This is a genomic window from Streptomyces sp. AA1529 (assembly GCF_000280905.1).
In the GTDB taxonomy this organism is placed as follows: domain Bacteria; phylum Actinomycetota; class Actinomycetes; order Streptomycetales; family Streptomycetaceae; genus Streptomyces.
This window is the reverse complement of the sequence record NZ_ALAP01000023.1, coordinates 22,005-45,426: the sequence shown is the minus strand read 5'-3', so window position 1 is coordinate 45,426 and position 23,422 is coordinate 22,005. Positions and strand designations below refer to the sequence as shown.

Annotated in this window: 18 protein-coding genes; 10 read left to right on the top strand and 8 right to left on the bottom strand. The window is 73.9% G+C overall.

What is annotated here, in order from left to right:
* The first annotated feature begins 51 nt into the window (after positions 1–51).
* Both hmgA and A949_RS0107325 read left to right on the top strand, forming a co-directional pair.
* Positions 52–1,467 carry a homogentisate 1,2-dioxygenase gene (hmgA, locus tag A949_RS0107330; protein ID WP_051019413.1) on the top strand — a complete coding sequence of 472 codons (1,416 nt, stop codon included), beginning with the start codon at positions 52–54 and terminating at the stop codon, positions 1,465–1,467.
* A 111-nt stretch (positions 1,468–1,578) separates the two neighbouring features.
* The gene (locus A949_RS0107325) at positions 1,579–2,355 is read left to right on the top strand and encodes a GntR family transcriptional regulator (protein ID WP_019355353.1); all 777 of its coding nucleotides are present in this window, start codon (positions 1,579–1,581) and stop codon (positions 2,353–2,355) included.
* A gap of 164 nt (positions 2,356–2,519) precedes the next feature.
* Here A949_RS0107325 and A949_RS0107315 read toward each other — a convergent pair whose 3' ends face one another.
* Positions 2,520–2,786, bottom strand: a complete 267-nt coding sequence (locus tag A949_RS0107315) for a hypothetical protein (RefSeq protein WP_037705985.1) — start codon at positions 2,784–2,786, stop codon at positions 2,520–2,522.
* A 296-nt stretch (positions 2,787–3,082) separates the two neighbouring features.
* Here A949_RS0107315 and A949_RS0107310 point away from each other — a divergent pair, with 296 nt between their 5' ends.
* Together A949_RS0107310 and A949_RS0107305 are read left to right on the top strand one after the other, a co-directional pair.
* Positions 3,083–4,300: a DUF5925 domain-containing protein gene (locus A949_RS0107310; RefSeq protein WP_019355351.1), complete on the top strand. Its 1,218-nt coding sequence runs from the start codon at positions 3,083–3,085 to the stop codon at positions 4,298–4,300.
* A gap of 147 nt (positions 4,301–4,447) precedes the next feature.
* Complete coding sequence (locus tag A949_RS0107305) at positions 4,448–5,059, top strand: hypothetical protein (RefSeq protein ID WP_019355350.1); 612 nt, start codon at positions 4,448–4,450, stop codon at positions 5,057–5,059.
* Positions 5,060–5,138: 79 nt separating this feature from the next.
* On the opposite strand, the gene A949_RS0107300 is transcribed toward A949_RS0107305, so the two are convergent.
* Positions 5,139–5,531 (bottom strand): GntR family transcriptional regulator, encoded by a 393-nt coding sequence (locus tag A949_RS0107300; RefSeq protein ID WP_019355349.1) that lies wholly within the window; start codon positions 5,529–5,531, stop codon positions 5,139–5,141.
* Between the two features lie 95 nt (positions 5,532–5,626).
* Between A949_RS0107300 and A949_RS0107295 the strand changes: the two genes are divergently transcribed.
* Positions 5,627–6,559 (top strand): GNAT family N-acetyltransferase, encoded by a 933-nt coding sequence (locus A949_RS0107295; protein ID WP_019355348.1) that lies wholly within the window; start codon positions 5,627–5,629, stop codon positions 6,557–6,559.
* 70 nt (positions 6,560–6,629) lie between these two features.
* On the opposite strand, the gene A949_RS0107290 is transcribed toward A949_RS0107295, so the two are convergent.
* Complete coding sequence (locus tag A949_RS0107290; protein WP_019355347.1) at positions 6,630–7,826, bottom strand: MarP family serine protease; 1,197 nt, start codon at positions 7,824–7,826, stop codon at positions 6,630–6,632.
* A 349-nt stretch (positions 7,827–8,175) separates the two neighbouring features.
* On the opposite strand from A949_RS0107290, the gene A949_RS0107285 reads away from it, so the two are divergent.
* Entirely contained in the window at positions 8,176–9,186 is a 1,011-nt protein-coding gene (locus A949_RS0107285) for a lytic polysaccharide monooxygenase (protein ID WP_019355346.1), read from the top strand.
* Positions 9,187–9,282: 96 nt separating this feature from the next.
* Positions 9,283–9,945 carry a pyridoxamine 5'-phosphate oxidase family protein gene (locus tag A949_RS0107280; protein WP_019355345.1) on the top strand — a complete coding sequence of 221 codons (663 nt, stop codon included), beginning with the start codon at positions 9,283–9,285 and terminating at the stop codon, positions 9,943–9,945.
* Positions 9,946–9,985: 40 nt separating this feature from the next.
* Here A949_RS0107280 and A949_RS0107275 read toward each other — a convergent pair whose 3' ends face one another.
* On the bottom strand, positions 9,986–10,912 hold the full coding sequence (locus A949_RS0107275; protein WP_019355344.1) for an esterase/lipase family protein: 927 nt from the start codon (positions 10,910–10,912) through the stop codon (positions 9,986–9,988).
* A gap of 337 nt (positions 10,913–11,249) precedes the next feature.
* On the opposite strand from A949_RS0107275, the gene A949_RS0107270 reads away from it, so the two are divergent.
* Positions 11,250–13,565 (top strand): heavy metal translocating P-type ATPase, encoded by a 2,316-nt coding sequence (locus A949_RS0107270; protein WP_019355343.1) that lies wholly within the window; start codon positions 11,250–11,252, stop codon positions 13,563–13,565.
* Between the two features lie 39 nt (positions 13,566–13,604).
* Here A949_RS0107270 and A949_RS0107265 read toward each other — a convergent pair whose 3' ends face one another.
* Together A949_RS0107265 and A949_RS0107260 are read right to left on the bottom strand one after the other, a co-directional pair.
* The gene (locus A949_RS0107265; protein WP_026004422.1) at positions 13,605–14,627 is read right to left on the bottom strand and encodes a DNA polymerase Y family protein; all 1,023 of its coding nucleotides are present in this window, start codon (positions 14,625–14,627) and stop codon (positions 13,605–13,607) included.
* A complete protein-coding gene (locus A949_RS0107260) occupies positions 14,624–18,103 on the bottom strand; it encodes a DNA polymerase III subunit alpha (RefSeq protein WP_019355341.1) in 3,480 nt (1,159 codons plus the stop codon). Before A949_RS0107260 ends, A949_RS0107265 begins: the two co-directional genes overlap by 4 nt.
* 485 nt (positions 18,104–18,588) lie before the next feature.
* Here A949_RS0107260 and A949_RS0107255 point away from each other — a divergent pair, with 485 nt between their 5' ends.
* Complete coding sequence (locus tag A949_RS0107255) at positions 18,589–19,617, top strand: aspartate-semialdehyde dehydrogenase (protein ID WP_019355340.1); 1,029 nt, start codon at positions 18,589–18,591, stop codon at positions 19,615–19,617.
* A gap of 248 nt (positions 19,618–19,865) precedes the next feature.
* Here A949_RS0107255 and A949_RS0107250 read toward each other — a convergent pair whose 3' ends face one another.
* Complete coding sequence (locus A949_RS0107250) at positions 19,866–20,906, bottom strand: S1 family peptidase (RefSeq protein WP_019355339.1); 1,041 nt, start codon at positions 20,904–20,906, stop codon at positions 19,866–19,868.
* Between the two features lie 639 nt (positions 20,907–21,545).
* A complete protein-coding gene (locus A949_RS0107245; RefSeq protein WP_019355338.1) occupies positions 21,546–22,460 on the bottom strand; it encodes a S1 family peptidase in 915 nt (304 codons plus the stop codon).
* 477 nt (positions 22,461–22,937) lie between these two features.
* On the opposite strand from A949_RS0107245, the gene A949_RS0107240 reads away from it, so the two are divergent.
* Positions 22,938–23,396, top strand: a complete 459-nt coding sequence (locus A949_RS0107240; RefSeq protein WP_019355337.1) for a cell division protein SepF — start codon at positions 22,938–22,940, stop codon at positions 23,394–23,396.
* Positions 23,397–23,422: the final 26 nt, after the last annotated feature.

Here is a 23,422-nt window from a genome sequence, read left to right as displayed (position 1 = left end):
CGTTATTCCTATGGTCCTCCATAGGAATTCATGATGCGGCGGGAGTTGGCGATGGGCCAGGGCACCGACAGCACCACCAGCAGCACCGGCACCTCCGCCGGCCGGGCAGGGGATCAGGCGCGCGGCGCGGCCGGGCAACTGACCTACCAGGCCGGGTTCGGCAACGAGCACAGCAGCGAGGCCGAGCCGGGCGCACTGCCCCTCGGCCGCAACTCCCCCCAGCGGGCGCCGCTGGGCCTGTACGCGGAGCAGTTGAGCGGCAGCGCGTTCACCGAGCCCCGGGCGCACAACCGCCGCTCGTGGCTCTACCGCATCCGCCCCTCGGCGGCGCACCCCCGCTTCGTCCGCACGGACAACGGCGGCCTGCGGAGCGCGCCCTTCGCCGAGACGCAGCCCGATCCCAACCGGCTGCGCTGGGGTCCGCTGCCCGAACCTCCCCCGCGCTCGTCGAGCGGGGAGCACCAGGAGCACTCCCGGGGCACCGACTTCCTGGCGGGGCTCTGGACGCTGGGCGGCAACGGCGACGCGCGGCAGCGCAGCGGGATGGCCGTGCATCTGTACGCCGCCAACGCGTCCATGACCGACCGGGTCTTCAGCGACGCGGACGGCGAACTGCTGATCGTCCCCGAGCGCGGCGGGCTGCTGCTGCACACCGAGTTCGGGCCGCTGAGCGCGGCCCCGGGGCATGTGGCGCTGATCCCGCGCGGGGTGCGCTTCCGGGTGGAACTGCTGGCGGAGAGCGCGCGCGGGTACGTCTGCGAGAACTACGGCCGCCCCTTCGTGCTGCCCGATCTGGGGCCGATCGGCGCCAACGGGCTGGCCAACGCACGGGACTTCCTGGCCCCCACGGCGGCCTACGAGGACGTGGAGCGGCCGGTCGAGGTGGTCAACAAGTTCTGCGGCAACCTGTGGAAGGCCGTCTACGACCACTCGCCGCTGGACGTCGTGGCCTGGCACGGCAACCATCTGCCCTACGTCTACGATCTGCGCCGCTTCAACGTGCTGGGCAGCATCAGCTACGACCATCCCGACCCCTCGATCTTCACCGTGCTGACCTCGCCCTCGGACACCCCGGGCCTGGCCGGGGTGGATTTCGTGGTCTTCGCACCCCGCTGGCTGGTGGGCGAGGACACCTTCCGGCCGCCGTACTTCCACCGCAACGTGATGAGCGAGTACATGGGCCTGATCGAGGGCGCCTACGACGCCAAGGCGGGGGGCGCGGACGGCTTCGTACCGGGCGGGGGCTCGCTGCACAACATGATGTCGGCCCACGGCCCCGACCGGGAGACCTTCGAACGGGCCTCGGCAGCCGAGCCGGCACCGCAGAAGATCGACGACGGGCTGGCCTTCATGTTCGAGACGCGCTGGCCGGTGACGCTCACCGGGCAGGCGGCGGGCGCCGCACACCTGCAGGCGGACTACGACGCGGTGTGGCAGGGTCTCGAGCGCCACTTCCCGGCTCCCTGACATCCCCGGTCGGTCCGCCCGCGCGGGCCCCGCGCGGCCCCGCTCCGCCGGGGCCCGCACCGGTCGTATGCGGACCGCGGCGGGCCGACCTCACCCGTGGAGGCACGCCCCATGACGCCGCTGTTCACCCCCGACTCCGTCGAGCTGAACCGGAAGCTGCCCCTCTGGTATCAGGTCTCCCAGTCCCTCCGCGCCTCCATACTCGGCCGCCCTCCGCAGGCGCCGGACCGGCTGCCGCCCGAGGACCGGCTGGCCGAGCACTACGGTGTCAGCGTGCTGACCATGCGCCAGGCCCTCAAGGAGCTGGAGACGGAGGGCCTGATCAGCAGGCACCGGCGGCGCGGCACCTTCATCGAACCGGAGGCGCGCCGGGCCCGCCCGGTGCGGCTGCTCGGCTCGGTGGACACGATCGTCGCCCAGCAGTCCGGGGAGCCCACCACGCTGCTGGGCCACGGGCCGGAGCCGGTCCCCGCCGAGCTGGCCGAGTACTTCCCCGGCCAGCAGGAGGCGATGGCCTACCGGCGGCTGCGCTGCGAACGGGAGAGCGGGGAGCCGACCAACTGGGCCTGCAACCTCATCCGCAGGGACGTCGCCGACCACATCGATCCGGCGGATCTGCGGCGCGACTGGCCCATGACGAAGGTGCTGCGGGACGCCGTGGGGGTGCGGATCAGCAGGATCACGGACACGGTCGAGGCACGGCTGGCCGATCCGGAGACGGCCCGGCTGCTGCGGGTGCCGCTGCTGAGCCCGATCCTGCACTACACAGGAGTGACCTATGACGCGGAGGGACGCGTGGTGGACGTGGTCCGCATCCACTACCGGGGGGACCGCTTCGCCTTCTCCGTGACGTTGGAGAACCTGGCGGACCACGACGAACGGGCGTGACGGGGGCGACGGGCCGGGAGGGGGCGGGCCGGGGAGCCGGGGCCGGGCCCGGGGCAGAGCGGGGGAAGCACGGGAGAAGCGGGAGACACGAGGGGGGAAACGGCCGCCGGGACGTTCCGCGGAGGATCCGCGGACTCCGCGAGGGAGCAGTCCGGCGGCCGCCTTCAGCCGCGCTCGCCGAACAGCGTGCGGCGCAGCTTGCGCAGCGGGGCGAAGAGGGAGACCCGCGCACCGCGGTTGCGCGTGCGGCTGTGCAGCGCGTCGCGCTGTGTGATCTCCCGCATCAGCGTGGTCGCGTCCTCCGCCTCGCGCGGTGGGACGGCGGGGCCCGCGAGCACGGAGAGGTGCCGATCGAGGCGCGAACTCGTCGCGCCGGTACCGCATTTGATCGCGGGCACCCGCGCCCTGCTGCCGACTGTTATCTGTTCCATGTCACTCCCCACCCGTACGAGGGCACCCGGCCCGGGCAGAGTAACCCTATCTCCCGACTACGACATGCGTGTATCCCGGCCACAGCATTCACCTGCCCCACAAGGCTGTTGACGCACACGGTACGCCGTCCGGGCAGCTGACCGGCACCCCGGGAAGTCCTGCGAACCAGGACGAACCAGCCGGATTCCAGGAGGCTTCGGGCGCACACAGGGGGCGGACGGGCTTCCGGGATGCGCGGGTGACGCGCCGCGAAACCCGCGTGCGAGTGCCGCCGCCATGCCGGATCATGGCGTCCATGTGTACCGACCGCCGACCCGACCAGAGGAGCGCTGCCCTGGCTTCCGAGACCTCGACGACGCCCCCGGCCACCCCCGCCCCCGGCACCGCGGCGACCGCCGCGACCGGAAGCGGCGCACCGGAACCGACCGCGCCCGAACGGGCACTGGTGCCGCAGCTGCAGATCGACGACAGCGACTCCACCGGCGACATCATCGACGCCCTCTTCCTGGGCCGCTTCACCCTGGGGGAACAGCCGTACTCGCGCAGCCACACCGTCGACCGTGTCAAGAAGGGGCGCACCCTGCTGCCGCCGGGAGCGCAGATCCTGCGGGAGGCCAAGGACGACAACTCCGGCTCGGTGCTGGCCGAGGGAGAGGGCTGGACGGCGCGCGTCTCGCGCTGGAACCGCGGCGCCGAGGTCACGGTCACGGCGGTCACCGACGAACTGGCCGAACAGCGGCTGCGACAGGCGGTGGACGGCGCGGAGGACGAGCCCGAGCCGCAGGAGGACCAGGTGTCCATGGGGTTCTGGTACCACTCCCCCATGCGCGGCCCGCGCCGCACCTCCCGCACCATCAGCGCCGGCGCCTGGTCGGACGTGCGGCAGAACTACACGGCCCGGGTGGCCACCGCCATGGACGACCTGATGAAGGTCACACCGGACGAGATCTCCGGGCGCCTGCTGCTGCTGCACGGCCCGCCCGGCACCGGCAAGACCTCCGCGCTGCGCACCCTGGCCCGGTCCTGGAGCGAGTGGTGCCAGGTGGACTGCGTCCTGGACCCCGAGCACCTGTTCAACAACATCGGCTATCTGATGGACATCGCCATCGGCTCCGACGACTCCGACCCGGACTCCGGCCGCTGGCGGCTGCTGCTCCTGGAGGACTGCGACGAGCTGATCCGCGGCGAGGCCAAGTACGCGGCGGGGCAGGCGCTCTCCCGGCTGCTGAACCTCACCGACGGGCTGCTGGGCCAGGGCCGCAACGTACTGGTGGGGGTCACCACGAACGAGGACCTGGAGCGGCTGCACCCGGCGGTGGTGCGGCCCGGGCGCTGCCTGGCCCGGATCGAGGTGGGCTCGCTCAGCCGCGAGGAGGCGGTCGCCTGGCTCGGCACCGAGGACGGCGTCGGCCGCGAGGGCGCCACCCTCGCGGAGCTCTACGCCCGGAAGAAGGGCAGGCGGCCCGCCGACGTCCCCGGACAGCAGCGGGAGAGCGCGGGCCTGTACCTGTGACCGCCGGGCGGCGTCCCCTGCCCCGGCCGGAGACCCCCACTCGCCGGGGGCCGGGCCCGGCGAGCCCGGCAGCCGCCCGCGCGGACAACCATCGGCCGCGCTCAGGGGTCTGACACCACGACAGTTCGCCCAGGGGGAGGACCCACCATGCGCACGCGCTCCGCCGCCGCGGCCACCACCGCCGCCGCCGTCGCCCTGCTCACCGCCGCAGCGGCCACCGCCGCCGCGGCCCCGTCCCGGACCGCGGCACCGGGCTTCCTGACCGCCGACGACCTGCCGCCGCACGCCACGTCCCCGTGGTACGAGGGCGCGGTCACCAAGGGCCTGCCGGACCCGGAACCCTTCTGCGTGGACGGTGCACTGCCCGACACCTCCAGCACCTACCACCGCCTCTTCGGCACCGACTACGACACCCACGCCTCCCAGGTCGCCACCACGACCGCGTCCGTGAAGGCGGCGGACAAACTCGCCTCGAAGCTGGCGGACCGCGCGGCGGGCTGCGCCGCCGACTGGCTGCGGGACCACCCCGGCAGCACGGCCTCCTGGGACGACTACGGCACGGTCGACGCCGGGGACAGCACACACCTCTACGGCGTGCACACCGCACCGCCGGAGTCGGAGCACGGCGTGAACCTGTTCGCGGTGATCCGCAAGGGCACGAAGGTCACCGTGGTGCGCTGGGCCGAGATGGGCACCCTGCCGGACGCCCCGGTCGCCGCGTTCCGCACCACCGCCACCAAGGCCGCGGCCCGCCTCTGATCCCCGGTCACGCGCCGCGGTCCCCGCGCCGGTCCGGTCCGGGACCGGCGCGGGGATCCGCCCGCAGGGAGCGGCCGGGCTACCCGCCGTACTGGGCGCGCAGCGCGTCCCGGGCGGCGGACAGCGCCGCGTCCCGACCGGCGTCCAGCCGCCTCGCCCGGGCGGCGAACGCCTGTGCCGCCTCGGCCAGCTCCCGCTCGGCGACCCCGCCGGCGGCGGCGATGAAGGTGCCGTTGCGCCCCCGGGTCTCGATGACGCCGTCGGCCTCCAGCGCGCGGTACGCCTTGGCGACCGTGTTCGCGGCGAGCCCCAGCTCCTCCGCGAGGCCCCGCACGGTGGGGAGTTTGTAGCCGGTGGGCAGGTCGCCGCCGCGTGCGAGCGCGGCGATGCGCGACCGCACCTGCTCGTAGGGCGCTTCGGGCGCGTCCGGGTCGAGGTCGATGGCCAGGGCGTTCGTGGGGTTCGGCGGCACGGGTCCTCCGGGGAGCGAGCGGGTACGGGCCGATTCTCCCCCACCCCGGGAAATCCGGAGGCGCCGCGCCGCGCCGCCGACGTAGCCTCCGCGCCATGACGTCCCAGATCCGCGCCTTCCGCGCCGACGACCCCGGCGACGCCCGGTCCGTGGCCGCGGTCCGCCGCGCGACGATCCCGTATCTGGTGTGCACGGCCGAGACGGTCGCCTGGGAGGTGGCGCAGGCGCCCGCGGGGCAGCGGCGGCTGCTGCTGGTGGCCGAGGACGCGGACGGCACGGCCACGGGGTGCGCGGAGGCGGGCCTGGTCGCGGGGAGCGTGGAGCCGGGTCGGGGCTTTCTGCACACGGTGGTACCGCCCGGCCGCCGGGGCCGGGGCACGGGCTCGGCCCTGGTGGCCGCGGGCGAGGCGTATCTGGCGGGGCTGGCGGTGCGGCGGGTGTACAGCTGGGTCGCCGCGGACGGCCACGCCGCCGGGTTCGCCGGGCGCCGCGGCTACCTCCCCTCCCGGCAGGCGCACTTCCTCGGACGCGGGCTGGACCGCGCCGCGCTGCCGGAGCTGCCGGAGCCGCTGCCGCCGGGCGTGACCCTGCACCGGGTCGCCGAGTTCGCCGACGACCTGCGGCCGCTGTACGAGGCCGACACCGAGTGCGCCGCGGACGAGCCGGGCGACGTGCCGGTGGGCCGGACGCCGTACCCGCAGTGGCTGCGGCACAACTGGCAGCGGCCCGACTGGAACGCCGAGCTGAGCAGTGTGGCGCTGGTGGACGGGCGGGTCGCGGCCTACAGCGTCGCGCAGACCGACGGGGTGGACCGCTACTGGTCGGGGATGACGGGAACCCGGCGAGCCTTCCGCGGCCGGGGGCTGGCGCGACTGGCCAAGCTGGCCGCGCTGCGGCGGGCCCGCGCGGCGGGCTACCGGCACGCCTACACCGGGAACGACGCGACGAACGAGCCGATGCTGGCCGTCAACCGGCGCCTGGGCTACGCGGAGGTCGCCACGGAGTGGCGGTGCGTCAAGCGGATCTGACCGGCCGCCGCCCCGGTCCGGCGGCGGGCCCGGGCGCACGGCGCCCGCACCGTGCGCCCGCACCGTGCTCTCACAGTGCCGAGCGGTTCCCGGTGTCCACGGCGGCCGTGGCGTCCGCGGCCTCCCGTGCGGCGCCCCGTACCTGGTCGGCGGTGAGCGCGTATCCGGTTCCCGCGTCCGTGGTCGAGCGCGCGAACACGACGCCGTACACCCGCCCGTCGGAGGTCAGCAGCGGCCCGCCGGAGTTGCCCGGGCGGACCTGGGAGCGGATGGCGTAGATGTCGCGGGTGGTCAGCGAGCCTCCGTAGATGTCCTGGCCGCGGGCCGGGGTGCGGGCCGCCACGGCCGCGGCGCGCAGATCGAGGCCGCCGTTCTCCGGATAGCCGGCCACCACGGCCCGGTCCCCCCGCCCGGCGTCCCCCGCGAAGCGCAGCGCCGGCGCCTCCAGGCCCGGTACGTCCAGGACGGCGATGTCCTTGTCCGGGTCGAAGAGGACGACCCGCGCGTGGTGGGGGCGGCCGACACCGCCGACCCGGACGGTCGGCGCGTCGACACCGGCGACGACGTGCGCGTTGGTCATCACATGGCCGCGGGCGTAGACGAACCCGCTGCCCTCCTGCCCCTGTCTGCCGCCCCGCACGTCGGCGACGCCCTCGACCTTGACCGTGCTGCGCTGCGCGGCGGAGGTCGCCGCCTCGGTGACGGCGTCCCCGGACGGCTGCGGCACGGAGGCGCCCGGCTCCTGCTCGAAGGGGTTGAAGACCGGTGGGAAGCCCGCCGTGGTGAGCGCCCCGGTGGCGCGGTTGAACCAGGTCGCCGCGCTGTCGGGCATCCGCTCGTGCACCCCCTCCAGCAGCGCGGAACCCCGTATGGCCTGGTTGAGCGCGGGTGAGGGGGAGGTCGCGAGCGCGCTGCCCGCCATCCAGCCGACGACGAGGACGGCCACGACGTTGACGAGGGCACCGCCCGCTCCGTCCACCCGGCGCACAGGGGTGCGGCGGAGCGTGTGGCGTATCCGCCAGGCGAGCTGGGCGGCCAGCGCGTGCCCGGCCAGCGCGGGTACCAGCACGGTCAGCAGCGCGAGCAGGGTGGCGGTGGTGGTGCCGCGGTCCGCGAGGCGGAGGACGTAGGGGAGCAGCCACACGCCGAGGGAGGCGCCCCCGACGAACCCGGCCAGCGAGACCAGGCCCGCGACCAGCCCCCGGTGGTATCCGGCACCCGCGTAGGCGAGCGCCGCGACGATCAGGAGCAGATCCAGCAGGTTCACGGCCTGCTCCTCCTCTCGTGCGCCGGGTGTCCGCCTCGGCCCGCGGCGGTGTCCGCGGGGCGGCCGGGCGGGGCGTTCCGGGAGGAAAACGCACAAGCCCAGCTCACGGTTCCGCGCGGGGTGGTGCGGCCCCGAGTCTGTCGGGGTGCTTAGACCCGGCTTAAGCGCTCCCTAAGGATCCGGGCGACGGCCGCCGACGGGCCGTTCCGGGCCCCCGGTGTGGCTAACGTGCGGGCCACCGGGGCGGGTTCGGCGGCAGCCGCTGGGGAGGCGGTGCACCCCGAACCCGTTCCGGCCCCCGCAGCCGCCGCTTCCGGGCGGCGTTCCCCCGTGACAAGGAGCCCTTCACATGTCCGTTCGCCGCACGGCCGCCGGAATCGCCGCGCTGGGCGCCGCACCGCTCGCGCTCGTCCTGGCGACGGCCGCACCCGCCGCCGCGCACGGTTCGATGGCCGACCCGGTCAGCCGGGTGTCCGCCTGCTTCGCCGAGGGGCCGGAGAGTCCGCGGTCGGCTGCGTGCAAGGCGGCGGTCGCCGCGAGCGGGACGCAGGCGTTCTACGACTGGAACGAGGTCAACATCCCGGACGCGGCGGGCAGGCACCGGCAGATCATTCCGGACGGGAAGCTGTGCAGCGCGGGCCGGGACAAGTACAAGGGGCTGGACCTGCCCCGTACCGACTGGCCGGCCACGGCGATGAAGGCCGGCCCGCACACCTTCCGGTACCGGGCCACCGCGCCGCACAAGGGCACCTTCGAGCTGTATCTGACCAAGGACGGCTACGACCCGTCCAAGCCGCTGACCTGGTCCGACCTGGAGCCGGAACCGTTCGCGAAGGCGACCGACCCGGCACTGGAGGACGGCGGCTACGTCATCGAGGGCACCGTGCCGAAGAGGTCGGGCCGGCAGCTCGTCTACAGCATCTGGCAGCGCTCGGACAGCCCGGAGGCGTTCTACAGCTGCTCGGACGTCACCTTCGGCGGAGAGGGCGGCGACGGCGCCGGGAAGGCGCCGAAGGCGCCCGACGCGCAGCAGATCGCGGCGGGCGCGGACAAGTCGACCGTGGACCACGGCGGGCACGGCGGCGGGGACGGCGGGTCCGGGCACGGCACGGAAGGCGGCGGCGGACACGGCGACGGCTCCGCGGCTCCCGGGTCCGGGCCGGGCGGCGAGGGGCCCGCGCCGCAGGGCGGGGCGGCGCCGCGCGGTGGGGCCGAGGACGCCGACCTGGCCGAGACCGGTGCCGACAGCGGTACGGTCCCGCTCGCCGTGGGCGGCGCCGCGGTTCTCGCGACGGGGGCCGGGGGGCTGATCGCCGCCGCCCGCCGCAGGGCCGCCTCCTCGGCCCCGCCGCGCGGCTGAGCGTGCCGGTCGGGTACGGCGCCACCTCCCCTCGCAGCGGGGCGGGCGGCGCCGTACGCTCGTTCCCGGCAACGGGGTTGAGGGAGCGGAGCAGTCATGACGGCACGTGAGGCGGCAGCGGTCGGGGCGGCGGACGCGATGGTGGAGGTCACCACCGAGGAGGAGTTGCGGGCCCTGGTGGGGCAGCCGGCCCCGCACGCGGTGCACAAGACCCGCACCACGCTGCATCCCCTGGACCGCGCGTGGCTGGCCCGCTCGCCGTTCTGCCTGGTGGCCACCTCGGCGGCCGACGGGAGCTGCGACGTCTCCCCCAAGGGCGATCCGCCGGGGTTCACCAAGGTGCTGGACGACCGGACCGTCGCCCTGCCCGAGCGACCGGGCAACAGGCGGGTGGACGGGCTGCGCAACGTCCTGTCCAACCCGCACGTCGGCCTGATCCACTTCCTGCCGGGCCGCGGTGACACGCTCCGGATCAACGGCCGGGCGCGGATCGTGCGCGAGGCGCCGTTCCTGGACGGGATGGTGGCGCGCGGTCACCGTCCCGCGCTGGCGCTGGTGGTGGAGATCGACGAGGTCTTCCACCACTGCTCGAAGGCGTTTCTGCGCTCCGGCACCTGGGATCCGGAGACCTGGCAGCCGGACGCGCTGCCGAACCGCGCCCGGCTGGCCAAGGCCCTGGACCGGACCGAGGACTCCCTGGAGTTCCTGGAGGAGTACTACGGCCCGCGGTACGCCGAGAAGATTCACACCGAGGGGTGAGACCCGGCGCCGGTCCGCCCCGGGAGAGGGCGGATCCGCCTCAGGAGAAGCAGGTGGTGCGGGTGGCGTGCGCCGGGTCGAGGGCGTTCGCCGTCTCGTGCCAGGCCGCCCGGTCGGCGAGCGCGATGGCCAGGTGCTCGGAGATGTCGACCGGGCACAGGTCCTGGAGCGTCACGTTCTTGACGTCCGGCCCGTCGAGGAACTGCGTCCGGTAGGGCGTGACGACCTCGTCGTACCTGGTGGCGATCACGGTGTAGGCGACGCCGGGCACCGTGTCGCCGCCCGCGTTGAGCTTGTCCAGGAAGTCGGAGCCCTTCTTCTGCTGGAGCAGCGCCGGGCCGATCTCGTCGACCACGTCGCCGACGGGCGGGAACTGGTCGGCGAGCGCGGCCAGACCGCTGAGGGTGGTGCCGTGGTTGCTGGGGGCGATGCCGACGAGGGCGTTCACCTTCGGGGCACCGCCGAGGAACTTGAGGTAGTACCGGGGCATCATGCCGCCCTGCGAGTGGCCGACGATGTCGACCTGGCCGGTGCCGGTGGAGTCGAGCACCTTGTCGACGTAGGCGGAGAGCTGCCCGGCGGAGTCCTCGATGGGGCCGAGTCCGTGGAAGAAGGGTTTGCCCGGCAGCTGCCCGTAGTCCAGTGAGAAGACGCAGTAGCCGCGCCTGACCAGGTAGGGGGCGAGTCCCAGCCAGTTGTCCACGGAGTTGCCGAAGGTGCCGTGGACCAGTACGACGGGGCGTGGGTGTGCGGCGGACGGTTTGCAGGAGTAGTCGTTCCAGCCGCTGGTGGTGCGTGCGCTCTCCGGCGCCGCGGTGGCGGTGGCGGGCAGTGCCACGACCGCCGCGACGGCCAGGGCCAGCGCGGCGGCCGCGGACCTGCGGATGCGCGATCTGCGGAGGGGTTTGTCCGACGGCGGCGCGGGGGTCTTCGACGACGCTGCCGGTGTCGACGGCTTCAGCCTCATGTCCGGCTCCTCATGCTGTGAGGGATGGGGGGGGGGAGCGGAGCTGTTGAACCGCCGTCAACTTACGCGCGAGTAAGGTCACTGGCCAGTAGTCGCGCACGAATTTGTTACCGGGAGGTTTCCGTCCCCGTCCCGGACCCCGCCCCCGGGGTCGACTGCGGACCACCGGAGCGCCCCCTCGGATCACGCCTCCGCGCACCCGGGAACCCCTTGCATCAGATACGGGGTGGGGGTATACATGACCTCGACCCCACCGATACCCCAGGCGGGTATGACAGAGTGGGGGTGGAGAACACCCAGGCCCCGGCATCCGGCCGGGCACCGCCGAGGAGACGTGATGACCGCGACGCATGAGAGCACGGAGCGGACCGCGGGCGCCGGACGCCCCGCCGCGCAGACCGAGGTCGAGCTGGCGATCGGCGGCATGACCTGCGCCTCCTGCGCCGCCCGCGTCGAGAAGAAGCTCAACCGGATGGACGGCGTCACCGCCAGCGTCAACTACGCGACGGAGAAGGCCAAGGTCAGCATGGCCGACGGCGTCCAGGTGACCGATCTGGTCGCCACCGTCGAGGCCACCGGCTACACGGCGGCCCCGCCCGCCCCCCGGCACCCGGAGCCGGCGCCGGAGCACGGCGGCGGCGAGGGCCCGCCCCCCGCGGACGGCGGGGACGACGAGCTGCGCACCCTGCGCGAGCGGGTGATCGGCTCGGCGGTCCTGGCGGTGCCGGTCATCGCGATGGCGATGGTCCCCGCGCTCCAGTTCACCTACTGGCAGTGGCTCTCCCTCACCCTCGCCGCGCCCGTCGTGGTCTGGGGCGCCTGGCCCTTCCACCGCGCCGCCTGGACCAACGCGCGGCACGGCGCGGCCACCATGGACACCCTCGTCTCGCTGGGCACCTCGGCCGCGATGCTCTGGTCGCTGTGGGCGCTGTTCTTCGGCACCGCGGGCATGCCCGGGATGACGCACCCCTTCGAGCTGTCGATCGGGCGCAGCGACGGCGCGGGGAACATCTATCTGGAGGCGGCCGCCGGTGTCACCGCCTTCATCCTGGCCGGGCGGTACTTCGAGGCCCGCTCCAAGCGGAAGGCGGGTGCGGCGCTCAGGGCGCTGCTGGAGCTGGGCGCCAAGGAGGTGACCGTCCTGCGGGACGGCCGCGAGCTGCGGATCCGCACCGAGGAGCTGGCCGTCGGCGACCGCTTCGTCGTCCGCCCCGGCGAGAAGATCGCGACGGACGGCACCGTCACCGAGGGCAGCTCCGCGGTGGACGCCTCGATGCTCACCGGCGAGTCCGTGCCCGTCGAGGTCGGAGTCGGGGACGGCGTCACCGGCGCGACGCTCAACGCGGGCGGACGGCTGGTGGTGGAGGCCACCCGCGTGGGCTCCGACACCCAGCTGGCCCGGATGGCCGCGCTGGTCGAGGACGCGCAGAACGGCAAGGCCGCGGCGCAGCGGCTCGCGGACCGGATCTCGGCGGTCTTCGTCCCCGTGGTGATCGTGCTCGCGCTGGCGACCCTCGGCGGCTGGCTGGTGGCCGGCGCCGGAGCGACGGCCGCGTTCACCGCCGCCGTCGCCGTCCTGATCATCGCCTGCCCCTGCGCGCTGGGCCTGGCCACCCCGACCGCGCTGATGGTCGGCACCGGACGCGGCGCCCAGCTCGGCATCCTGATCAAGGGCCCGGAGGTGCTGGAGACGACCCGCAGGGCGGACACCGTGGTGCTGGACAAGACCGGCACGGTGACGACCGGCGAGATGACGCTGCTGGCCGTGCACCTGGCGGAGGGAGTCACCAGGGAGGAGGCGCTGCGGCTGGCGGGCGCCCTGGAGAACGCCTCCGAGCACCCCATCGCGCAGGCGGTGGCCAGGGGTGCCGAGCGGGAGCACGGCACGCTGCCGGTCCCCGAGGACTTCGCCAACGTCCCCGGGCTCGGCGTCCAGGGGGTCGTCGAGGGTCACGCGGTGCTGGTGGGACGCGAGAAGCTGCTGCGGGAGTGGGCGATGGAGCTGCCGTCCGCGCTGGCCGCGGCCAAGGAGGAGGCCGAGCGGGCCGGACGTACCGCGATCGCGGTGGCCTGGGACGGCGAGGCACGCGCCGTCCTGGAGGTCGCCGACGCGGTGAAGCCCAGCAGCGCCGAAGCCGTCCGGCGACTGCGGGCACTGGGGCTGACCCCGGTGCTGCTGACCGGTGACAACCGGGCCGTGGCCGAGTCGGTGGCCGCCGAGGTCGGCATCCCGGCCGACGACGTGATCGCCGAGGTCATGCCCGAGGACAAGGTCGGCGTGGTCAAGCGGCTCCAGGACGAGGGGCGCTCGGTCGCCATGGTCGGCGACGGCGTCAACGACGCGGCGGCGCTCGCACAGGCCGACCTGGGGCTGGCGATGGGCACCGGGACGGACGCGGCCATCGAGGCCGGGGATCTGACCCTGGTACGGGGCGACCTGCGGTCGGCCGCCGACGCCATCCGGCTCTCCCGGCGCACCCTGGGCACCATCAAGGGCAATCTCTTCTGGGCCTTCGCCTACAACGTGGCCGCACTGCCGCTCGCCGCTGCCGGACTGCTGAATCCGATGATCGCGGGCGCGGCGATGGCGTTCTCCTCGGTGTTCGTGGTGGGCAACAGCCTGCGGCTGCGGAGGTTCCGCGCGGCGGAGTGAGCGTGGGCGGCCTGCGGCGTCCCGGGAGGCCGGGGCGCCTCAGGCCGCTTTCGGCGGGTCCGATCCGGCCGGGCGCACCGCGGCCGCGCCGAAGCGGCGGCGGGCCCGGTCGGCCGCCGCCTCCGCACGGCGGGCCTTCTCCTCGCGGACGTCGAACGACAGCTGGTGGGAGGCGAGTTCGGCCGCCGTCAGCTCCTCGGCGCGGAGCGCCAGGCCCCGGACCCTGGCACGCTGCAGGCCCAGCGCGTCGTGCAGCGCATAGGCGGCGGCGGTCAGCCCGGGGGTGTGCGCGGTGGGTTCGGGCAGCGTGCGGGTACGGGTGGTGGCGGTGCGGTCGGCATAGCGGACGGTGAGGGTGAGAGCCCGGGCCACCTGCCCCTCGGCCCGCAGCCGGAACCCCAGCCCGTCGGCGAGGGTGAGCAGCGCGGCACGGCGCCGGACGGCGTCGAGTTCGTCCCGTTCGAAACGGTGCTCGGCGCCCGCGGAGCGCGGCGGTGCCGTGGGGGTGACGGGCGCGGGGTCGATCCCCCGCGCCCGTTCGTGCAGCCGCCGCCCCGCGGCGGCGCCGAGGATCCGCTGGAGGGTGGCGGGCGGCGCGGCGGCGAGCCGGCCGACACTGTCGAGGCCGTAGGCGCACAGCGCACGGGCGGTCGCGGGGCCGACCCCGTGCAGCGCGGCCACCGGTCTGCGGTCGAGGAAGCCGGCCGCGTCCTCGGGACGCACCTCACGCACCCGCCCCGGCTCCCCCGCCTGTGCGGCCATCCGCGCCAGCAGCGGATTGGCGGCGACCCCGACGGTGCAGTCGGTGCCGTACAGCGCGAGGGCGCGCAGCCGCACGAGCCGCGCCAGGTCGACGGCGTCCCGTCCGAAGTACCGCAGCGCGCCCCGGACGTCGGCGAGCGCGGCGTCCGGCGGCAGGGCCTGGACGACGGGGGTGATGTCGGTGAGCAGGGCGAGGAGCGCGTCGTGGCGTCCGGGTCCGGCGGCCCCGGCACCGTCGAAGTGCACATAGAGCACGTGGGATCGCCGGGCTCCGGCCGGTGCCGGCGCCGGGCCGCTCATCCCGCGCTCCCGGGGCTGGAGTGCCACATCCTGCGGAGCGCTCTGGCCGAGCCCGCCGTCTCGCCCGCGGGGCGCAGGTCCGCCCAGGGGTGCATCTCGTATCCGGGGGCGACCTGGAGGGTGCGGCCCGGACCGTCGGCGGGCTGCGGGCCGCCCTCGGGCGGCTCCGCCAGCCGGGCCGTGACCGCCTCCAGGCCGCCGGTGCGGCGCAGCTCGACCAGTTCGGCCAGGTCCCAGGCGGCGGAGCCGACGACGGTGAGGCTGCGCGGCCCGCGCCGCTGGACGACGCCGCGCACCAGCAGCAGCCAGGAGTGGAAGACGGTGTGGGCGCAGGCGACGTGCGCGTCCTCGAAGAAGGCGAGGTCGGAGAGGCCGGTTCCGTCGTCCAGGGTGGTGAAGATGACGCGCTTGCCCGAGGCGAGCGGCGGGGTCTGGGTGGCGGCCTTGGCCCCGGCGATCAGCACCGTCTCGCCGTGCCGTGCCGAGCGCAGGGTACGGGCCGAGCGGGCGCCCAGTTCCCGCAGGAAGGCGACATGGTCGGTCATCAGATGGCGGGAGGTGTCCATGCCCAGGACGTCGAGTTCGGCGCCGAGCCGTTCGCCCCGGTCCAGGTCGGGCAGGTGGACCGGTTCGGCCTGCTGCGGGGCCCGGTCCGCGGGTCCGGCGCCCTCGCCCAGTGCGAGCTGCCCCTCGCGCGCTCCGGCCGCACGCTGGGTGCGGTGCAGTTCGGCGAGGTGCAGCAGCAGGTCGCGGCGGTTGCCGCCGGGGGCGAAGGCGTCCAGCGCGCCGACCTGGGCGAGGCGTTCGGCCACGGGCCGGGAGGGGCGGGCCCGGCGCCAGAAGTCCGCGAGCGAGTCGTAGGGCTGCCCGGCCTCGATACGGGCCGCGTCGGCCTCGCTGATGCCCTGCACCTCACCGAGCGCGAGGCGCAGCCCCCACACCTTGGATTCGGACTCCAGTTCGATCCGATAGGAGGCGGCGGACCGGTTCACCTCCAGCGGCAGCACCGGAACCCCGCGCCGCCGGGCGTCCGCCAGCAGCAGCCGCTTGGGGTACATCCCCGGGTCGTGCTCCAGGATCCCGGCATAGAAGGCGGCGGGACGGTGCGCCTTGAGCCACGCGGACTGGTAGGTCGGCACGGCGAACGCCACGGCGTGCGCCTTGCAGAACCCGTAGGAGCCGAAGGACGCCACGATCTCCCAGGCGTGCGCGACGGTCCCGGCTGCGAACCCCCGGCGCGCCGCCGCGCGTTCGAACCAGAGTTTCGCGGCGGGACGCTGCTCGTCGTCCTTGAGCACCCGCCGCACCTCGTCCGCCCGGCCGCGGTCGCAGCCGGTGAACCGCGAGAGGATGCGGATCACCTGCTCGTGGAAGACCGCGACGCCGTACGTCTCGGCCAGCGGCTCCGCCAGGTCGGGATGCGGATGGCGGATGCGGCGCCGCCCGTGCCGGGCCTCGACGAAGGGGTGGACCATGTCGGCGCCGACGGGCCCCGGCCGGAAGAGGGAGATGTCCACGACCAGGTCGTGGAAGGTCTCCGGCTGGAGCCGGCCGATCAGCTCGCGCTGGCCCGGCGACTCGATCTGGAAGCAGCCCAGCGTCTCGGAGGAGCGGATCAGTTCGTAGGTGGCCCGGTCGCCCTCCGGGACCGCGTCCAGGTCGATCCGCTCCCCCGCCGCCCGCTCCACCTCGGCGACCGCGTACGCCATCGCCGACTGGAGCCGCACACCCAGCACATCCAGCTTGAGCAGTCCGAGGTCCTCCACGTCGTCCTTGTCGAACTGCGCCATCGCGAAGCCCTCGCCGCTGGTGGGCACGACGGGCGTACGGGCACGCAGCGACGCGTCCGAGAGCAGCAGTCCGCACGGGTGCATGGCCAGCCCGCGGGGCAGCCCGTCCAGCGCCTCGACCAGCTCCCAGAAGCGCTCCCCGTGCCCGGCGGGCGCCCCCTCGGCCGCCTCCCGCCGCAGTTCCGCCAGCTCCGGCAGCTCGGCCAGCGCGGAGCGCGCGTCCCGCGCCCTGATGTGCGGGAACGCCTTGGCGAGCCGGTCGGTCTCGGCCGGGTCCAGCGCCAGCGCCGCGCCCACGTCGCGGATGGCGTGCCGCACCCGGTAGGTCTCGGGCATGGCGACGGCGGCCACCCGCTCCTCGCCGAAGCGCTCGAAGACCGCGCGGTAGACCTCCAGCCGCCGGGCCGACTCCACGTCGATGTCGATGTCCGGCAGCTCGGCCCGGCGCGGCGAGAGGAACCGCTCCATCAGCAGCCCGTGCTCGACCGGGTCGGCGTGTGCGATGCCCAGCAGATGGTTGACGAACGACCCGGCGCCCGAGCCGCGCGCGGCGACCCGGATGCCCCGCTCCCGCACGTCCTCCACGATGCGGGCGACGGTCAGGAAGTACGAGGAGTAGCCGAGCTTCTCGATGACGGCCAGTTCGTCCTCCAGCCGTCGCCAGCGGGCGGGCTGCCGGTCGTAGCGGCGGGCGACCATCGCGGCGGCGCAGCGGGAGCGCAGGACCCGCACGGCGGTGCGGCCGCCGGTGCCGGCCAGCCGGGACTCGGGGAAGTGGACCCGGCCCAGGCCCAGATCCTCCTCGGGGTCGACCCGGCAGGCCTCCGCGGTCTCCTCGGTGAGGGCGAGCAGGCGGTGTGCGGTGTTGCGCCGGTATCCGGCGGCCTCGGCGATCCGCTTCGCGGCTGCGGCCATCTCCGCGGGTCCCTTCAGCCAGCGCTCACCGCTGTCGAGCCCCGCGCGCGGGTCGACGGGGACGAGGCGGCGGGCGGCGTCCAGCACGTCGGCGACGTTCACCTCGGCGGACGGCGCCGGATCGGCGTAGCGCACGGCGTTGGTCAGGACGGGTGCGACGCCCTCCTGCGCGGCCAGTCCCAGCGCTCCGGCGGCCTCGCGCAGCGGCCCGGCGGCGGAGACGGCCAGCCGGAGCGCGTCGCCGTAGATCTCGCGCCACCACCCCAGGAGCGCGGCCGCGCGGTCGGGGCGGCCCGCGGCGAGGGCGTGCCCGACGTCGGAGCCGGCGCCGAGCAGCACCGTCACGGCGCCGCCGCGCAGCGCGGTCCGCGCGAGGAGCGGCGCGTCCTGCCCGGCAGCGTGCGCCTCGGTGATCATCCGGCACAGTTCGGCCCAGCCGCGGGCGCCGTCGCGGGCGAGGAAGACGGCGCGCCGGGCGGACTCGTCGACGAAGCGCCCGCCTCTGACCGGGGTGCGGCGCCGCTCCCCGCCTCGCACGTCCGGCCGGTCCGGCGGTGGTCCGACCGCGAGGTCGACCCCGTACACCGGGCGCACTCCGGCGCGTGCGCACGCCTTCGTGAAGCGGACGGCACCGGCGACGCCGTCCCGGTCGGTGAGGGCGACGGCGGCCATTCCCCGTTCGGCGGCCCGCTCGGCGAGGGTCTCGGGGTGCGAGGCGCCGAAGCGCATGGAGAAGCCGGAGGCCACGTGCAGATGCGTGAACGCCGACATCGTCCGCACCACCTCCTGCCTCAGCACCCCCCTCTGTCCCGAGCAACCACAATAGACCAGCTATCGAATCTGTATTCGAATAGCACACCATGCCGCCGCTCCCGCCGCCGCACGGGGGCGGCCACCGGAGCGGCGGACCACCGGGCGCGGGGCCGTGGCGGGCCCCGGTGGGGCGGGCGACCGGGACCGGCCGCCGGACTGCTCACATGTGGGTTCCGCCGCGCTCGCCGTACGCTGTCTGCGGGGGCTGACCGCAGGACTGCGCACGCCCCGCGCGTGAACCCTCCGGGGACGGGTGGTACCGCCGTCGGCTCCCCCGATGCCGGGGCCACCCGATGCCGGTGCGACCGTGCCGGGCTGTGACCCAAATCAAAGTGCTGGCACCCCGTACCCGGCACCGTGCAGGGTAGGGGCACGCGGGACACGCACGAGACCAGCGCGGCGGGACGAACCCACGAGGCCGCGCGTTCAGCAGAAGGAGCCCCATGAAGGTCGGGATTGTCGGAGCCACCGGTCAGGTCGGCACAGTGATGCGCGAGATTCTGGCCGAGCGTGATTTCCCGGTCGACGAACTGCGGCTGTTCGCCTCCGCGCGCTCCGCGGGCCGGACGCTGCCCTGGAAGAGCGGCGAGGTGACCGTCGAGGACGCGGCCACGGCCGACTACACCGGTCTGGACATCGTCCTGTTCTCCGCGGGCGGTGCCACCTCCAAGGCGATCGCCGAGAAGGTCGCGGCCCAGGACCCGGTCGTCATCGACAACTCCTCGGCCTGGCGGATGGACCCCGAGGTGCCGCTGGTCGTCTCCGAGGTGAACCCGGAAGCGGCCCGCCGGCGTCCCAAGGGCATCATCGCCAACCCGAACTGCACCACCATGGCCGCGATGCCGGTGCTGCGTCCGCTGCACGCGGAGGCGGAGCTGACCGCGCTGGTCGTCGCCACCTACCAGGCGGTCTCCGGCAGCGGCCTGGCGGGCGTCGCCGAACTGGACGGCCAGGCACGCAAGGCGGTGGAGAACGACGCCGCCCGGCTCGCCTTCGACGGCGAGGCGGTGGACTTCCCCGAGCCGGACAAGTTCAAGCGGCCCATCGCCTTCAACGTGCTGCCGCTGGCCGGCTCGATCGTCGACGACGGCCTGGCCGAGACCGACGAGGAGCAGAAGCTCCGCAACGAGAGCCGCAAGATCCTGGACATCCCCGCGCTGAAGGTCTCCGGCACCTGCGTGCGCGTCCCCGTCTTCACCGGTCACTCGCTGCAGGTCAACGCCCGCTTCGCACACCCGCTCAGCCCCGAGCGGGCCGCCGAGCTGCTCGCCGCGGCACCGGGCGTGGAACTGTCCCCGATCCCCACCCCGCTCCAGGCCGCGGGCAAGGACGCCAGCTACGTGGGCCGGATCCGCGCCGACGAGACGGTCGAGCACGGCCTGTCGCTCTTCCTGTCCAACGACAACCTGCGCAAGGGCGCCGCGCTCAACGCCGTGCAGATCGCCGAGCTGGTCGCCGCCGAACTGGGCTGACCACCGGGACGTCCGGAACGGTCCGGCGAGACGCCGGAGCGGGCCGCCCCCCGACCGGGTGCGGGCGCCCTCGTCCTCCGTCCGGTGGCACGGAAGAACGCCGCCCGGCAGCGGCACAGCAGCACGGAACCCCCCGGACCGCGTCCGGGGGGTTCCGCTGTGGGGGGTTCCGAGCCCCTTCCGGAGGGGCTCACCAGGATCCCGTGCGGGGGCGGGCCGACCGGCCGGGGCCGGCCGGTCCGGCGGAGTCAGCCGATCTCGGCACCGAGCGCGTCGAGCGCGTCGGGCACCGGCTGGAAGTAGGTCTCGCCGCCGGAGGAGCAGTCACCGCTGCCGCCGGAGGTGAGGCCCAGCGCCTTGTCGCCCGCGAAGAGCGAGCCGCCGCTGTCGCCCGGCTCGGCGCACACGTCGGTCTGGATCAGCCCGTTGACGGTGCCCTCCGGGTAGGAGACGGAGGCGTCCAGCGCCTTGACCGTGCCGTCGTGCACCTGGGTGGTGCTGCCGCTGCGGGTGACCGTCTGGCCCACCTCGGCCTCTCCGGCGCCGGAGATGGCCTGGGTGCTGCCGTCGTACAGGTCCACCTCGCTCGGGTGGTCGGTGTCGCCGGTGTAGGTGGCGATGCCGTAGTCGTTGCCCGGGAACTTGCCCTCCCCGCTCTCCGCGATGGGCTGGCCGCCCTGCGAGTCGGACCACGAGGAGATCGCGGTGGTGCAGTGGCCCGCGGTCAGGAAGCCGGGCTTGCCGTCCGCGGTGGTGACGTTGAAGCCGAGCGAGCAGCGGCCGCCGTCGCCCCAGATGGCGTCCCCACCGGCGATCTTGGTGGTGAACTTGCCCTCGGTGCGCTTCAGCTCGGCCTTGCCGCCCTGGGCCTTGAGCTGCTTCTTGAGCTTGGCCAGCTCGGCGCCCTTGACCGTGCTGTCCGCGGTGACGACCACCTTGTTGGATTTCACGTCGACGGCGCGGGCCGTGCCCGTCACGTCGTTCTCGGTGAGTGCCTTCTTGGCGGAGGTGAGCTGGGAGAGCGTGTGCTCGACGACCCGGGCCCTGGCTCCGGCCGCCTCGACCTTCTCCTTGGCCGCGTCGTCGGTCACGTTGACGACGAGCTGCTTGGCCTCGGCGTCGTAGTAGGCGCCCGCGTCACCCTTGATGTCCGAGGTGAGCTTCGAGGCCAGCTCCGATGCCGAGCCGGCGGAGAGGGTCTTGACCGAGGAGGCCTCGGGGGCGGCGTTGGCGGTGGTGACCGTGAGCGCGCCGGCCGCGAGGGCCGCGGCGCCCGCGCCGGCCAGCATTATCCGCCTCTTGGGTACGCGTCGGTGGTTGGACAAGGTGATACCTCCAGTGGGGGGTTGGGACCGCCCCGGAGCGGGGTGGTCCCGGAGGATGCACGGACACGGCCCTCTCACCCAAGAGAAAGTCGCGTCCATGCCAACTTGTGCGCCGAGTATTGCGATCCCCCCGGCCTCCGCACAAGGTCCAGATCACGTCAGCCGACCGGAAGTTCGGTCCGGCTGTCAAGATGCCGAACGTCCCGCCCTGTCCCTGACGTCCGGCGGGACGAACACGACGGGCGACACCGCGTGTTCATGAGGTAAGGCATGGACCTGTCCGGTATTCGTCGCCCCGGCGGCCGAATTGCAGCAGCACGGCGAGGCGTTCTGCCGCACGTCCGCCCGCGTGCGGCGACGCGGCACCCGTCGCGCACACCAACACACCCGCGCACGTGCGCACAAAGACGCCCCGCCGCAGAAACGGCCCTTCCACGCCCCGCAGTCCGCAGTCCGCAGTCCGCAGTCCGCAGTCCGCAGTCCGCAAGAGGACGCCCCGCGGCACGGGTCCGCCCGCACACACGGAAGTGCCCGTACACACACCCAGGGAGCGTGTACGGGCACAGGACCGAGCGGTGCTCGGCCGGCACGGGTGGCGCTGCGTCAGTAGACGTTCACGCCGTACGCGTTGAGCGCCTCGGTGACCGGCTGGAAGAAGGTCGTCCCACCGCTGCTGCAGTTGCCGCTGCCGCCGGAGGTGAGGCCGAGTGCGGTGCTGCCCCGGTAGAGGGGGCCGCCGCTGTCGCCCGGCTCCGCGCACACGGTGGTGCGGATGAGGCCGTAGACGATGTCGCCGCCGCCGTAGTTGACCGTGGCGTTGAGCCCGGTCACCTGGCCGCTGTGGGTACCGGTGGTGCTGCCGCGCCGGGTCACGGTCTGACCCACGGACGGGGTGCCGGCACTGGTGATGTCCTGCCCTCCGACGGTGCCGGGGTGCGAGATCGAGGTGTTGTCGTAGCGCACGATCCCGTAGTCGTTACCCGGGAAGCTGGAGCCGACGGTGGGCCCGATGCGGGTGGAGTGACTGGAGTTGGTGTACCAGTCGCCGCCGCCCTCGGTGCAGTGCCCGGCGGTCAGGAAGTAGTACGTGCTGCCGCTGCGGACGTTGAAGCCCAGCGAACAGCGGTAGGAACCCGAATAGATGGCGTCCCCGCCCGAGAGGTACTTCTTGAACGTACCCTTGACGTGCTCGATCTCCACCGCGCCCGCGTTCTTCCCGGCGCTGTGCCGGATCCGGGCGATGTCGGCGTCCGAGACGCGGCTGTCGACCGCGACGACGACCTTGTCGCTCTTCTTGTCGACGTGCCAGGCCGTACCGGCGACATCCGCCGCGCGCACGGCGTCGCTCGCCGAGCCGAGCTGGCTCGCGGTGAAGGTGTGGGGGGACGGAGCTTCCGCGGCGGCCGTGGCGGGCACGATCAGTGCCCCGGCCGCCACCATGCCCGACGCGACGGCGATCAGCCGGTTGCGTCTGCGTCCGGCCGTGCTGTCGTTGGCTTTTGTGCGTTTGATCTTCACTTTTCCTCCCGATCAGGGAAACCAAGCGTGCTCCTGACAAACGCTGCATGGAGTATTCGCGTCGGCATTCCGGCCTCGCAAGGGCGTCTTTCGGACTCCGCCGGTCCAGTTCGCCTGCCGTCCACACCGTTTGACACCGGGAGGCGCGGGGGAGAAGAGGGTTCTGGCCTATCCCTGGCCAGCCCCTTGTCAATCTGGGCGCACGACCGGGCCGTCGCTCACTCGGATGTCGTCGGGCGACCACCGGTCACGGCCGGAACGGGGCAATGCGGCACATTCCCGCACCCCGTCACCAGCCACTCGGAACAACAACCTTGCTCGAGCGCCACCCGTTTGTGCACCAGAACCGTCACGAATGTCGTGCTGGACGGGTAACCGCTTGGCGCATCATCAGCATCATGGACGACCATAGGGGTTGCGGACCCGCGGCGGAGCGCTAGCAACGGTGGGACACCGCGCAGAGGAGAGGAGGCGTCCATGGGATCGGTGCGCAAGGCGAGTGCCTGGCTGGGCCTCGTCGACGACAGCGAGATGCGGTACTACGACTATGCCGACGGGGCGGACGGCCCGGCCGAGGGGCCGGAGACCGGGAACGCCGCACGCGAGCCGTGGGTCACCGACCCCAGAGTGCGCGTCACGGCCGAGACGGCGCAGGACCAGGGCACCAAGATCGCGACGGTCAGCCCGGACTGCTTCCGGGACGCCCGCGGCATCGGCGAACTCTTCCGGGACGGGGTCCCGGTGATCGTCAACCTCACCGCCATGGACCCCGCGGACGCCAAGCGCGTGGTCGACTTCGCGGCCGGGCTGACCTTCGGCCTGCGCGGCTCCATCGAGCGGGTCGCCAACCGTGTCTTCCTGCTGACGCCGCCCGACTACAGCGTCGTCACCAACGAGGACCGCCGCGACCAGGGCGGCTTCTTCAACCAGAGCTGAGCTGCGGAGGGGCCGGTGAGCGGCCC